The organism is Pseudomonas sp. 9.1(2019) (genome assembly GCF_009910445.1).
GTDB classification, from domain to species: Bacteria; Pseudomonadota; Gammaproteobacteria; order Pseudomonadales; family Pseudomonadaceae; genus Aquipseudomonas; species Aquipseudomonas paraversuta.
The window spans coordinates 12,897-26,638 of sequence record NZ_VBWF01000001.1 but is presented as its reverse complement, the minus strand read 5'-3'; the positions used below and the strand labels follow the sequence as shown (position 1 = coordinate 26,638).

The 13,742-nt window shown below is 59.4% G+C and carries 12 protein-coding genes; 5 read left to right on the top strand and 7 right to left on the bottom strand.

From position 1 onward, the window contains the following. Positions 1-2: 2 nt before the first annotated feature. The 6 genes from FEZ21_RS00120 to dksA form a co-directional block, all read right to left on the bottom strand. A complete protein-coding gene (locus FEZ21_RS00120) occupies positions 3-1,397 on the bottom strand; it encodes a polynucleotide adenylyltransferase PcnB (protein ID WP_003439661.1) in 1,395 nt (464 codons plus the stop codon). Between the two features lie 735 nt (positions 1,398-2,132). Beyond that, positions 2,133-3,566, bottom strand: coding sequence for a sigma-54 dependent transcriptional regulator (locus FEZ21_RS00115; protein WP_003439663.1), 1,434 nt, complete (start codon positions 3,564-3,566; stop codon positions 2,133-2,135). Positions 3,567-3,588: 22 nt separating this feature from the next. After that, on the bottom strand, positions 3,589-6,543 hold the full coding sequence (locus FEZ21_RS00110; protein ID WP_029612818.1) for a sensor histidine kinase: 2,955 nt from the start codon (positions 6,541-6,543) through the stop codon (positions 3,589-3,591). Further along, complete coding sequence (locus FEZ21_RS00105; protein ID WP_003176118.1) at positions 6,527-6,703, bottom strand: hypothetical protein; 177 nt, start codon at positions 6,701-6,703, stop codon at positions 6,527-6,529. The genes FEZ21_RS00110 and FEZ21_RS00105 overlap by 17 nt, the downstream gene beginning before the upstream one ends. Before the next feature lie 78 nt (positions 6,704-6,781). After that, positions 6,782-7,678, bottom strand: a complete 897-nt coding sequence (gene gluQRS / locus FEZ21_RS00100; RefSeq protein WP_003439666.1) for a tRNA glutamyl-Q(34) synthetase GluQRS — start codon at positions 7,676-7,678, stop codon at positions 6,782-6,784. Positions 7,679-7,851: 173 nt separating this feature from the next. Next, positions 7,852-8,292, bottom strand: coding sequence for an RNA polymerase-binding protein DksA (gene dksA, locus FEZ21_RS00095; protein ID WP_003439669.1), 441 nt, complete (start codon positions 8,290-8,292; stop codon positions 7,852-7,854). Between the two features lie 322 nt (positions 8,293-8,614). On the opposite strand from dksA, the gene FEZ21_RS00090 reads away from it, so the two are divergent. Continuing rightward, positions 8,615-9,787, top strand: coding sequence for a pyridoxal phosphate-dependent aminotransferase (locus FEZ21_RS00090; RefSeq protein WP_003439674.1), 1,173 nt, complete (start codon positions 8,615-8,617; stop codon positions 9,785-9,787). Further along, a complete protein-coding gene (gene sfsA, locus FEZ21_RS00085) occupies positions 9,787-10,494 on the top strand; it encodes a DNA/RNA nuclease SfsA (RefSeq protein ID WP_160626185.1) in 708 nt (235 codons plus the stop codon). Before FEZ21_RS00090 ends, sfsA begins: the two co-directional genes overlap by 1 nt. Here sfsA and FEZ21_RS00080 read toward each other — a convergent pair. Continuing rightward, positions 10,477-10,815 carry a Rieske (2Fe-2S) protein gene (locus tag FEZ21_RS00080; protein WP_003439680.1) on the bottom strand — a complete coding sequence of 113 codons (339 nt, stop codon included), beginning with the start codon at positions 10,813-10,815 and terminating at the stop codon, positions 10,477-10,479. The two genes, sfsA and FEZ21_RS00080, sit on opposite strands and share 18 nt — an antisense overlap. Before the next feature lie 175 nt (positions 10,816-10,990). Between FEZ21_RS00080 and FEZ21_RS00075 the strand changes: the two genes are divergently transcribed. From FEZ21_RS00075 to FEZ21_RS00065, 3 genes are read left to right on the top strand one after another with little or no spacing between them, the layout of a single operon-like run. Beyond that, positions 10,991-11,866, top strand: a complete 876-nt coding sequence (locus FEZ21_RS00075) for a hemin ABC transporter substrate-binding protein (RefSeq protein ID WP_003439686.1) — start codon at positions 10,991-10,993, stop codon at positions 11,864-11,866. A gap of 50 nt (positions 11,867-11,916) precedes the next feature. Next, positions 11,917-12,900: an iron ABC transporter permease gene (locus FEZ21_RS00070; protein WP_165439510.1), complete on the top strand. Its 984-nt coding sequence runs from the start codon at positions 11,917-11,919 to the stop codon at positions 12,898-12,900. Next, positions 12,900-13,667: a heme ABC transporter ATP-binding protein gene (locus tag FEZ21_RS00065; RefSeq protein WP_010656972.1), complete on the top strand. Its 768-nt coding sequence runs from the start codon at positions 12,900-12,902 to the stop codon at positions 13,665-13,667. The genes FEZ21_RS00070 and FEZ21_RS00065 overlap by 1 nt, the downstream gene beginning before the upstream one ends. The last annotated feature ends 75 nt before the right edge of the window (positions 13,668-13,742 follow it).

Below are 13,742 nucleotides of genomic sequence, written 5' to 3'. Positions count from 1 at the left end.
GCTTACTCGTCCGCGGCGCCGCTGCGTTTGCGCTTGGTTGCGCTGGTGCGGCGGCGCTTGCGCGGGGCGGGCCCGGTGCCGTCTTCCTTGGCGTTGCTCAGGTCGCGGATCATGTCACGACGGCCACTGTCATTGGCGTCCTGATACTCGGTCCACCATTCGCCCAGGCCATGGGTCTCTTCGCCCGCGACTTCGCGCAAGAGCAAGAAATCATAGCCCGCACGGAAGCGCGGGTTGTCGAGCAGCATGTCGGCGCGTTTGCCACTGCGGCGCGGGAGACGCTCCTGCATGTCCCAGATTTCACGAATCGGGATCGTGAAGCGCTTGGGAATGGCGATGCGCTGGCATTGCTCGGCGATCAGTTCGTGTGCGGCTTCCTGCATGGCAGGGATAGGCGGCATGCCACGTTCCTGCAAGTACTCCACGCGAGCCGGCAGGGCAGGCCAGAGCAGGGCTGCAAACAGGAATGCCGGGGTAACCGGCTTGCCTTGCTTGATGCGCAGGTCAGTGTTGCGCAGGGCTTCGCTGATCAGGGTATGGGTGTAAGTCGGGCTATGTTCCAGTGCCTCGGCGCTGGCCGGGAACAAAGGATCGAACAGCTGAAGGTCGACCAGCATTTCGAAGGTGTCGCAAGCGTTACCCGAGAGGAACAGCTTGAGCACTTCCTCAAACAGGCGTGCCGACGGGATCTCGCGCAGCATGGGTGCCAGTTCGCGAATTGGCGCCGCGGTATGCTTTTCGATACCAAAGTTGAGCTTCGCGGCAAACCGCACGGCTCGCAGCATGCGTACAGGGTCTTCCTGGTAACGCTGTTGCGGGTCGCCAATCAGGCGCAGCAAGCGATTGCGAATATCGTGTACGCCGTTGGCGTAATCGAGAATGCGTTCGCTGACCGGGTCGTAGTACAGGGCATTGATCGTGAAGTCACGACGCTGGGCGTCTTCTTCAAGGGTGCCGTATACGTTGTCGCGCAAAATGCGCCCGCTTTCATTACGCGAGGACTGGTTGCTGTCTTCCTCTTCGTCGTTTTGCGGGTGATTGGCACGGAAGGTGGCGACCTCGATGATTTCGCGACCAAAGTGGATATGCACCAATTTAAAGCGGCGACCGATGATTCGCGCATTGCGAAATTCGGCCCGCACTTGTTCGGGCGTCGCGCTGGTGGCGACGTCGAAGTCTTTTGGCGTGATGTTGAGCAGCATGTCGCGTACGCAACCGCCGACCAGATAGGCCTGATAACCGGCGTTCTGCAGGCGTTCGACGATATTGACCGCGTACCTGCTGAACTGGGCACGTTGCAGCGAGTGCTGGCTGCTGTTGAGCACTTCAGGGGTGCTGCGCAGTTGTTGCGTGCGACGCTTGGGGGAACGGAGTGACTGGAACAGCTTCTTCAGCATGGGATGCACTGTTTGAAGGAATGTTCGGCCAAAACGAAGAATGACCGCATGATGGGCGGGGATTCTAGCATTTAGTCAGGGGATGGTGTAGGAAGCTGAGCCGCTCTTGCGAGGGAAGCTGCAAGCAGCAAGTGAAAATAGCTGCAAGAGGCCTGAAGTAGAGCCTGTGAGGAAGTTTTTTCTGAATTGCAGAAACTACAAGGGGAGCCGAAGCTCCCCCAGAAGTAGTTGCGTGCTCTATTTTTATTATTGATTGCGGGCTTTTTGTTTTTGTTGATCGCCCCGGTTACAAAGGTCTTGCCTGTGTAACCCTCCCAATCGGGAGATAAGAGCAAACGGATTGCTTTGGTCGCTGTGTTGATGTGATCCGTGATCCGACTAGTTCAGGCTCTGCTTTTTAAGTGCAGTTTTTGTTGTTCTCTGCCTAGCCATGGGGCAAGCCCCAATCACAACACCTCTCCAAAAGAATCAGTTAGCTGCGCCTCCGCCGTGTTGTTTTTGTTATGCGTGAGCCGATACGTCTTATTTTTATTGTGTGCTGCTGTGATTCTTATTGTTCTTGTACGGATACATATAGCAGGTGTCGTGCCAACTTTTGTACGGGCCAGCAAAATAAGGGGTTTTCGGGGTTTTTGCTTTTTTCAGGGCAAAAAAAAGCCGGGTCTTCGTTACCGTAAGACCCGGCTTTTGTTACGTGATTAAACTGCGGTAACAGTTTTTTCACCTTTGACCCTGTTACCCCTCACTGGCGACGCCGGTTTTCCTGCGCGGGATGCCCAGCCGCTGGCGCCGTTCCCACAGGCATTTGCGACTGACGCCCAGCTTGCGCGCCAGTTCGGTCTCGGTCATGTGATCCTGGTGCTCAAGCACGAAGTGCTGAAAGTAGTCTTCCAGTGACAGATCTTCGGTCGGATCAAGGCTGGTGTTACCGCTGCTGATGCTCTGCTGCGGGCCCAGGCCGATGAAGTCATCGTCATGCAAATCGCTCAGTTCAATATCGATACCCAGCAGTTCGGCAGAGATTTCCGGGCTTTCGCACAGAATGACGGCCCGCTCTACAGCGTTCTCCAGTTCGCGAACGTTACCTGGCCATGAGTAATGGCTGATGGCGCGTTCGGCATCCGGGGCAAACTTCAGGTCGGTGCGGCCGACGCGAGCGCTTTGGCGGGCGAGAAACGCGTGGGCGATTTCGTTGACGTCAGCCCCGCGCTCGCGCAAAGCCGGGAGCTTGAGAGCGATTACGTGCAGGCGGTAGTAGAGGTCTTCGCGGAACTGGCCGACTTTGGCCAGGCTCTTGAGGTCGCGGTGGGTCGCGGCGATAAGGCGTACATCCACTTTTTGCGATTGCACCGAGCCCACACGACGGATCTCGCCTTCCTGCAGTACCCGCAGCAGGCGGGCCTGGGCTTCGAGGGGCAACTCGCCGATTTCATCGAGGAACAGTGTCCCGCCATCGGCAGCTTCTACCAGCCCGGCGCGGCCCGCACTGGCGCCGGTGAAGGCGCCTTTTTCGTGGCCGAACAGTTCGGACTCGATCAATGACTCGGGGATGGCTGCGCAGTTCACCGAAATCATCGGTGCCTTGGCTCGCCTGGACAGGTTGTGCAGGGCGCGGGCGACCAGCTCTTTGCCGGTACCGGACTCACCCTGAATCAATACATTGGAGTCGGTTGGCGCCACTTTGCGGATCTTGCTGTACATGTCCAGCATCGGCGGGCAGGACCCGATGATGCCAATCTCGCCGTTGCTGTTATCCACAGTGCCTTTGTCCGTGCTGCCGGCCTTGGCAGGACGTTCGGCAGACGTGCTCTGGAGGTTTTGGCGATCCCGCAGGATGCGCGCAACAGCTTGCAGCATTTCATCGTGATCAAAGGGTTTGGCGATATAGTCGACGGCACCCATTTTCATCGAATCCACAGCCGAGCGCAGGCTCGCATAGCTGGTCATGATGAGCACCGGCTTGCCTTGCCCGAGTTTTATCAACTCGGTGCCCGGAGCGCCTGGCAGGCGCAGGTCGCTGACAATCAAGTCGAACGAGGGAATGCTGAAGCGCTCCTGCGCTTCCTGTACCGAGCCGGCTTCGCTGACCTGGTACTGGTTACGCTCCAGTAAACGGCGCAATGCGGAACGGATGATGGTTTCATCTTCGACGATCAAAATATGCGGCATTGATTCGGTTCTCTCGACGGTCTCAGTTCACAGCGGACGTCGCTTCGACATGACGCGGAAGTGTCACCCGGATACGGGTTCCGCGTTGGCTTTGAATGTCAGCCGGGCTGTCGATGGTGATTTGTCCATAATGCTCTTCAACGATGGAATAGACCAGTGCAAGGCCCAGACCTGTGCCTTCACCCGGGTCCTTGGTGGTGAAAAAAGGTTCGAACAATCGATCGATGATGTTCTTCGGAATGCCGGTGCCTTCGTCTTCCACGATCAGGTCGACCGTGTGCTCGCTGGCTTCGCTTTTGACTCGCACGGCACTGCCGGCGGGCGAGGCGTCACGGGCGTTTGACAGCAGGTTGATCAACACTTGGGCCAACCGTTGAGGATCGCCATCGACCCAGTGATCGGGGTCGCACAGGTTGTAAAACTGCACTTCGAAATTACGCCGGTTCAAGGCCAGCAATCCAATCGCATCCTGGGCAACCTCGGCCAGGCAGACCGGCTCATCGTTGTGCTGGTGACTGCCGGCGTGGGCAAAGCTCATCAGGGACTGGACGATGCGCGAGATGCGCTTGGTCTGCTCGAGGATCTGGCTGCTGATCTCGGTCAGCTCGCTGTCGTCCTCGCGTTCTTCGCGCAGGTTTTGCGCCAGGCAAGCGATACCCGTGACTGGGTTGCCGATTTCGTGGGCAACGCCCGCAGCCAGTCGGCCGATGCTGGCCAGCCGCTCGGAGTGCACCAGTTTGTCTTCGAGCATCTGGGTTTCAGTCAGGTCTTCGACCAGCAGCACCAGGCCGCTATTGCCCGGGGCCAGCGGTTCATCAATGGCCGCCTTGTGCAGATTCAGCCAGCGGGTCTGGCCGTCGAGGGCCAGATGCTGCTTGTGCAAGTGCTCGTCGGGCAAGTTGATGAACCCTTGCAGCAGCTCGCGCCATGGATCGCCCAGGGTACTCATGCGTGAACCGACCACGCGCTGTGCCGGGATACCGGTCAGCTCTTCCATGGCCTTGTTCCACATCAGGATTTCCTGGTCCTTGGCCAGTGAGCACACTCCCATCGGCAGCTCTTGCAATGTCTGTCGGTGGTAGCGGCGCAGGGCGTCAAGCTCGGCGGCCAGGCCGGTCAGACGGGAGTGGTAATCCTCAAGCCGGCTTTCGATGAAGTGAATGTCTTCAGTGACATAGTTTTCGCCGCCGGACTTGTAGGGCAAGAAGGTTTCGACCATATCCTGGGCCACGCTGGGGCCCATCAGGCCCGAGAGGTTGGCTTCGATCCGGTCGCGCAGGCGGCGCAGGGCATAAGGGCGGCGTTCATCGAAGGGCAGGAACAGGTCGCGCAGCGCTTGCTCGACTTCTTTTTGCGCCGCCTTTGCCCCCAGCGGCTTGGCCAGTTGAGTGGCAAATTCCTGGGGCGAGGCTGCATGCAGTTCACGCCGTTGCGGGCGTCGCACGTTATCGACGGCACAGGCTTCGGCGGCACTGGCTTCTTCCGGGCTGGCATTGGTAAACAGGGAAATCAGGGTAAACATCAGAACGTTGGCCGCCAGCGAGGCAATGGCTGCCATATGCCAGCTGGTGTCATCCAGCACATAGATCATGTTCAGCCACGGGATGTAGAACCCCTGGAAATCGCCGATCAGCGGGAACAGCATACTGGCCATCCACACCAGAATCCCCGCCAGCAAGCCGGCAATAAATCCGCGTCGGTTGGCCGTCGGCCAATACAGTACCGAGAGCACCCCGGGCAGGAACTGCAAGGTGGCAACAAAGGCCACGATGCCGAGGTTGGCCAGATCCTGTTCGGCCCCCAGCAGCAGGTAGAAGCCATAACCGGCCATGATGATGGCCACGATCAGCGCCCGGCGGGTCCATTTCAGCCAGCGATAGATATTGCCTTCGGCGGGGGGCTGGTAGAGCGGCAGGACCAGATGGTTCAAGGCCATGCCCGAGAGTGCCAGGGTGGTGACGATGATCAGGCCGCTTGAGGCTGACAGCCCTCCCACATAGGCCAGTAACGCCAGGGGTTTGCTGTTGGCGGCGATGCCGATACCGAGGGTGAAGTATTCGGGGTTGGTGGTAGCCCCCAGTTTCAGGCCGGCCCACAGGATCAGCGGTACAGCCAGGCTCATCAGCAACAGGAACAGTGGCAGCCCCCAGCTGGCGCTGACCAGTCCGCGAGGGTTGAGATTTTCTGTGAAGGTCATGTGATACATGTGCGGCATCACGATCGCAGAGGCAAAAAACACCAGCAGCAGGGTGCGCCACGGGCCTTCCTGCAGCGGTGTATGCAGGGCTGCGAGGGCCGTCTGGTTCTGCAGCAGCCACACTTCCAGTTGTTGCGGCCCATCGAACACGCCATACAGCGCGTAAAGGCCCACGCCACCGATGGCGATCAGTTTTACTACCGACTCGAAGGCAATGGCGAACACCAGACCTTCATGTTTTTCCCGGGTCGCAATGTGGCGCGAGCCGAAGAAAATCGTGAAGAGGGTGATCAGCGCACAGAAACTCAGGGCCACGCGGTGCTGCACCGGTTCGCGGGTGAGGATGCTGATGGTGTCGGCCACGGCTTGAATTTGCAGGGCCAGCAGCGGTAACACGCCGATCAGCATGAAAATCGTGGTCAGGGCGCCGGCCCAGGTGCTGCGGAAGCGGAACGCAAACAGGTCGGCGAGCGATGAGAGTTGGTAGGTGCGGGTAATCTTGAGGATGGGGTAAAGCAGCACCGGCGCCAGCAGAAATGCCCCGGAGACCCCCAGGTAGCTGGATAAAAAGCCGTAGCCGTACTCGTAAGCCAGCCCGACGGTGCCGTAGAACGCCCATGCGCTGGCGTAGACGCCGAGGGACAAGGTGTAGGTCAGCGGGTGACGAATGATTGCACGCGGGATCATGCCGCGTTCGCTGATCCAGGCAACGCCAAACAGTACCGTCAGGTAGGCGGCGCTGATGAGGATCATCTGGGTCAGGCTAAAGCTCATCGGCATCTTTTTGGCTCTGCAGAATAAAGGTCACAACGATCAGAATCAGCCAAAGCAGATAAGGCCTGTACCAGGCGCCCGTGGCGTCGATCCACCAATCCATGATGGCGGGAGAAAACAGGTAGATCCCGACAACCAGCAACAGGACCAATCGATAGATATACATCCCGCCCTCACTTTTACAGGCCGCATGCCCAAAAACGTGCGGCGATGGTAACGGATGGCTGGCAACCTGCAAGGGCTGTCAGCGTAATTGCGCTTCGGCCAGGGTGAGCGTGCGCGGGATCAGGCTGGCATTCCAGTGCGTGACAGCCCAGTCGAGGACTTCACGGGGGCTGGCATGGCAGAGGCGATCATCGGTGGCCTGGCCCAAGGTACGTAATGCGCGAAGCAGCAGCGGTGTGGCCTGGCTGGCCGTCAGGGGCGGCGAGCGATACGACTTGCCGAGTTTGTGGCCATCAGGTTGCACGATCAGCGGCACATGCAGGTAACGCGGCTGCGACAAGCCCAACAGTTCCTGCAAGTAGAGCTGGCGCGGTGTGGAGTCCAGCAAGTCGGCCCCGCGCACGATGTCAGTCACGCCCTGCCAGGCATCATCGAGCACCACCGCCAATTGGTAAGCATAAAGCCCGTCGCGGCGGCGAATCACAAAATCGCCGACTTCACGGCCCAAGTGCTGGCCGAAGGAGCCCTGCACCCGGTCTTCAAATCCATACACCAGCTCGGGGACGCGCAAGCGTATTGCTGCGTTTTCCATGGAGTGCCCGGCATTGCGGCACAACCCCGGGTAAACCCCGTTGTAGCCTTCGAGTTGTTTGCGCGAGCAGGTGCAGGCATATGCCAGGCCTTGACTGAATAGTCGATCAAGCACCTGAGCGTAGGCGTCGTGACGTTCGCTCTGGCGCACCAGTTCGCCATCCCACTCAAAGCCGTAGCGCTCCAGGGCGTCGAGAATCGCCGCCTGGGCGCCGGGCATTTCCCGTGGCGGATCGAGGTCTTCCATGCGCAGCAGCCAGCGTCCGCCCACAGAACGGGCATCCAGATAGGAGGCGAGGGCGGCAACCAGTGAGCCAAAATGCAGATGGCCACTGGGCGTCGGGGCGAAGCGCCCGATGTAGGAGGGGTTCGAGGAGGCAGTCATGACTTGGATCCTGGGCGCACCCTCTGTGGGAGCGGGCTTGCCTGCGAAGGTATCACCGGGGGGCAGGCAGGCAGAACCGTCCGCACCGCTGGCGCGCCAGCTCCCGCGATGGAGTCGCAAATTACAGAAACAAAAATGGGGCGTTCGCACGCCCCATCTGGTCAGGCCGGCGATTACTTGCCGACTTGTTTTTCCTTGATTTCAGCCAAGGTCTTGCAGTCTACGCACATGTCGGCAGTAGGACGGGCTTCAAGTCGACGAATGCCGATTTCGACGCCGCAGGATTCGCACCAGCCGTATTCTTCGTCTTCGATCAACTGCAACGTCTTGTCGATTTTCTTGATCAGCTTGCGCTCGCGATCGCGGGCACGCAGTTCCAGGCTGAATTCTTCTTCCTGGCTAGCGCGGTCGGCCGGGTCAGGAAAGTTTGCCGCTTCGTCTTTCATATGATCAACGGTGCGGTCAACTTCCTGCATCAAGTCCTGTTTCCACTTTTGCAGAATCTTGGTGAAGTGTTTGCGCATGGGTTCGCCCATGTACTCTTCGCCCTTCTTTTCAACGTACGGTTCGAAACCGCTGAGTTGACTATTCTGTTGCTTAGCTTGTGTGGGCATGAAATGGACCGCCTCTCATTCTTCTAATCCATTGCGCAGGATTGCAACATCACCGACACCTGCCGGCCCTGCGGCTGCAAGCGGGCGAACTTACCAGATCAAATCGGGCCGCGCTACTCCCGGTTGTCTAGCCCGTTGCCAGTGGCCATGTGCAGAGCCTGTGATGCTTGAGATTAGTGGCTGAATATTAATTTTAGCCGAGCTATGACCGATGCTTGCGCTGATTGGTTCTACTGACTGGCAATCTAAGAGCCTATTTAACTCTCCCTTGCGGCGACGCTTGGGTAGAATCGGGCTTTTGCTTACCCAGGAAGGCAGGCTCATGGCTCAGTCTTACAGTGCGCGCAGTCGCGCGATCGAACCGTTTCACGTAATGGCATTGCTGGCGCGTGCCAACGAGTTGCAGGCGGCGGGGCACGATGTGATTCACCTGGAAATAGGTGAGCCGGACTTCACCACTGCTGAGCCGATCATTGCTGCCGGCCAGGCGGCGCTGGCCGCGGGTAAAACCCGCTACACCGCGGCCCGCGGCTTGCCGGAACTGCGCGAAGCCATTTCCGGGTTTTACCAGCAGCGTTACGGTCTGGACATCGACTCTTCACGCATTTTGATTACCCCTGGTGGTTCCGGAGCCTTGCTTTTGGCCAGCAGCCTGCTGGTGGATCCGGGCAAGCACTGGCTGCTTGCCGACCCGGGCTATCCGTGTAACCGACATTTCCTGCGTCTGGTTGAAGGGGCGGCGCAACTCGTACCTGTCGGTCCGGAGGTGCGTTATCAACTGACAGCCGATTTGGTTGAGCGCTATTGGGACCAGGACAGTGTCGGGGCGCTGGTGGCTTCCCCGGCGAACCCCACCGGCACGATTTTGAGCCGTGATGAGCTGGCCTCGTTATCGGCAGCAATCAAGGCGCGTAACGGGCATTTGGTGGTGGATGAGATCTATCACGGCCTGACCTATGGCTGTGATGCGGCCAGCGTGCTGGAAGTTGATGACAGTGCGTTTGTGCTCAACAGTTTCTCCAAGTATTTCGGTATGACCGGCTGGCGGCTGGGGTGGCTGGTCGCGCCGCCGGAAGCTGTGGCTGACCTGGAAAAGCTGGCGCAGAACCTCTACATCAGTGCTCCGAGCATGGCCCAGTATGCTGCGCTGGCCTGCTTTGAGCCGCAAACGCTGGCAATTCTGGAAGAGCGCCGGGCCGAATTCGGGCGTCGTCGCGACTTTTTGCTGCCGGCGCTGCGAGAGCTGGGGTTCGGTATCGCCGTAGAGCCGGAAGGTGCGTTTTACCTGTATGCCGATATCAGCGCGTTTGGTGGGGATGCCTTCGCATTTTGCCGGCACTTCCTTGAAACGGAGCACGTGGCCATTACTCCGGGCCTGGATTTTGGTCGTTTCCAGTCAGGTCACCACGTCCGTTTTGCCTACACCCAAAGCCTGCCGCGCTTGCAGGAAGCCGTTGAGCGGCTGGCTCGTGGCCTGCAGAGCTGGAAAGGCTGATGCGCTTTTCTCCGGCGCTGGAAGAAGGGCGTTTGCTCAAGCGATACAAGCGCTTTCTGGCCGATATCGAAACGGCTGCGGGCGAGTTGATCACCATCCATTGTCCGAATACCGGTTCGATGCTCAATTGCATGGTCGAGGGCGGGCAAGTCTGGTTCAGTCGCTCCAACGATCCCAAGCGCAAGCTTCCCGGGACCTGGGAAATCAGTCAAACCCCGCAAGGACGCCTGGCGTGCGTGAACACCGGGCGCGCCAATCGCTTGATCGAGGAAGCACTGCTGGCGGGGGTGATTACAGAGCTCAACGGCTTCACCGCGCTCAAGCGTGAAGTGGCTTACGGGCAGGAAAACAGCCGGATTGATTTTCGGCTGGAGTACCCCGACGGCTATGCCTTTGTCGAAGTTAAAAGTGTCACCCTGGGATTTGACGACTCGCCGGTAGCGGCTTTTCCGGATGCCGTAACGCAACGTGGCGCCAAGCATTTACGTGAGCTGGCGACTCTGGCCCGCCAGGGCGTACGTGCGGTGCAGCTGTATTGCGTCAATCTCACGGGAATCGACGCGGTACGCCCGGCTCAAGAAATCGACCCGGGCTACGCAGCCGCATTGCGCGAGGCAGTCGCTGCCGGGGTACAGGTGCTGGCTTATGGTGTGAGCCTGACGTCCGATGCCGTGATGGTTGATCGTCGCCTAGAGGTCATCCTCTGAGGCCTGCAGGGTGATCCAGATGCCCTGACTGTCCTCGTGGCAGTCAATGGCAGTCAAGGATTGCCCGGCGCAAGGCCCGGCAACGCATTCACCCGTTTCTATCAAAAACAGTGCGGCGTGGGTGGCGCACTGGATCAGACTGGCACTGGCATCGAGGAATTGGTCCGGTTGCCATTCCAGAGGCACACCGCGATGCGGGCAACGGTTTTTGTAGGCATATACCTGGCCGTCGCGGCGAATTGCGAACAGGCGCGTGCCATTGTGCTCGAAGCCGCGGCTGCTACCTTCAGTCAGCGTCTGCGAGGGGCATAAAAACTTCATGACTATCCTTAATCGCACCTAAACCATTGGTCGATGGCGCGGGTTAGAGCGGGTTAGAGGTTGACGTGCAAATGCAAACAATTATCAAATAGCCCTTTGCTCTGCGATCTACTGTTTCCACGGTGTGGCAATTGTGTTGCCGCCCTAAGCCCTCTTTAGCAAGGAACCCCACTGTATGCGCTTGAGTACCCGCCTGATTACGCTTTGTGCAGGCCTGATGATCAGTCATGCCGGCATGGCTGGCGAGTTGCCACAACGCTGGGTCAGTGCTGGCGGTGCACTCTCTGAGTGGGTCAGTGCATTGGGCGCTGAGTCTAAATTGGTTGGGGTCGATACCACCAGCCAACATCCTGAATCACTTAAATCGCTCCCCAGCATCGGCTATCAACGTCAGCTCTCGGCAGAAGGGATTCTGAGTTTGAAACCGGATGTGTTGATAGGCACCGACGAAATGGGCCCGCCACCCGTTCTGGCGCAGATACGCAGTGCCGGTGTGCCGGTTGAGATGTTCTCGGCGCAGGCCGACCTGGCAAGCCTGGAGGCTACGCTCAAGCACTTGGGGCGCCTGTTGGGTGACGAGGCGCAAGCCGCACACCTGTTCAAGGATTACCAGCAGCAACTGCAGGCGCATCAGCAGCAAGTCACCCGGATCAAAGCGCTTCACGAGGCACCCGGAGTGCTGTTGCTGTTGGGGAATGCGGGCGGCAAGCCTTTGATCGCCGGCAAGGATACGGCCGCGGACTGGCTGCTGACTCAGGCGGGCGGACATAACCTTGCCACCCACACGGGCTACAAGCCGTTTTCGGTCGAGGCGCTGGCCGGGTTGAATCCGCAGGTCCTGGTATTCGCAGACCGTAGCCTGACCGGCGAACAGGCCCGCAAAGCACTGATGAAAGAAAACCCGATTCTGGCTTCGATCCGAGCAGCCAAAAACGGTCGGGTCTACGAGTTGGACCCGACGCTGCTGGTGGGCGGCCTGGGGCCGCGTCTGCCGGCCAGTTTGAAGCAGCTGACGGCTGAGTTTTACCCTGAAGGTGCAGTTAATCCATGAGGACACTGGTCAAGCCTCGCACCTTGTTCATTGGCCTGAGTGCGTTGTGTTTGTTGGCGATCTGGTTATCGCTGGCGCTGGGGCCTGTGAGCCTGCCGTTATTTGACACTTTACGGGCCGCACTGCGATTGGTCGGCCTACCGGTTCAAGGCGAGGGGCTGGAGCAGGCCGAGTTGATTCTGGGGCAGATCCGTCTACCCCGGACGTTATTGGGGCTGGCGGTTGGCGGAGTGCTGGCGCTGTCGGGTGTGGCCATGCAGGGGCTGTTTCGTAACCCGCTGGCTGATCCCGGTTTGGTCGGTGTTTCCAGTGGGGCGGCGCTGGGGGCGGCGATCGCGATTGTCGGTGGTGCTGCTTTTGGCGGCCTGCCGGAATTTTTTGCGCCGTATCTGTTGTCGCTGTGCGCGTTTCTGGGAGGTCTGGGGGTTACGGCGCTGGTGTACCGGTTGGGACGGCGCAACGGTCAGACCAATGTTGCGGTCATGTTGCTGGCGGGTATTGCGCTGACGGCGCTGGCGGGCTCTGCGGTAGGGCTGTTCACCTATCTGGCCGATGATGCGACGTTGCGTACGCTGACATTCTGGAATCTGGGCAGCCTCAATGGCGCCAGTTACACGCGGCTATGGCCATTATTGTTTGTCACCCTGGGGGTTGCCTTGTGGCTGCCGCGCCGGGCCAGTGCGCTCAATGCATTGTTGCTTGGCGAGTCTGAAGCCAGTCATTTGGGGATCAATGTTGAAGGCCTGAAGCGCGAATTGGTGTTTTGCACGGCCCTGGGGGTCGGTGCTGCGGTCGCCGCGGCAGGCATGATCGGCTTTATCGGGTTGGTGGTGCCGCATCTGGTGCGATTGCTGGCCGGCCCCGATCATCGGGTTCTATTGCCCGCGTCCGTGCTGGCGGGAGCGACACTGCTGTTATTCGCCGACCTGATCGCCCGGCTGGCCATGGCCCCCGCAGAGCTGCCAATCGGGATTGTGACTGCGTTTCTCGGGGCTCCTTTCTTTCTTTATCTACTGCTGCGGGGCCGCCACTGATGCTGCGCACAGAAGGTTTGCAGATTCATCGCGCTCAAAAAGTTGTCCTGGCTGATGTCACCCTTGATGTGCGTCCGGGCGAAGTGCTGGGGGTACTAGGGCCCAATGGTGCAGGTAAAAGCACATTGCTGGCGGCGTTGTGTGGTGAGCTGGCGCCAACCGCCGGGCAGGTCTGGCTGGACCGGCAGCACTTGAGTCAATGGAAGGGCGCAGAGCGGGCACAGCGCCTTGCCGTGTTACCGCAAACCTCGACCCTGGACTTTGCTTTTCGTGTCGAAGAGGTGGTGGGCATGGGCCGATTGCCGCATCAGACCGGGCGCGTTCGTGACACCGAGATCATTCTGGCCGCCTTGCACGCCGCGGATGTTGAGCATTTGACGGGGCGCAGTTATCTGGCGTTATCGGGAGGCGAGCGCCAGCGGGTACATCTGGCACGGGTGCTGGCGCAATTATGGCCGGGGCAAAGCGGCCAGACGCTGTTGCTCGATGAGCCGACCTCAATGCTCGACCCCTTGCATCAACACACGACGCTGAAGGCGATTCGTGCCTTTGCCGATCGCGGCGCGGCAGTGTTGATCATCCTGCATGACTTGAATCTGGCCGCGCGTTATTGCGACCGTCTGCTTTTGCTCGAACAGGGGCGGCCGCGTGCGCTGGATTGCCCGCAGGTGGTGTTGCAGCCCGAGTTGCTCAAGGCCGTATTCGGTCTGGAAGTGCTTGTGCAGCCACACCCCGAGCTTGGACACCCGGTCATTATTGCCCGTTGACAGAGGGCGTCAGGAGCCTGGCCAGGCGCTTTTTTACAGGCAAAAAAAGACCCGGCAAGAGCCGGGTCAAATAAC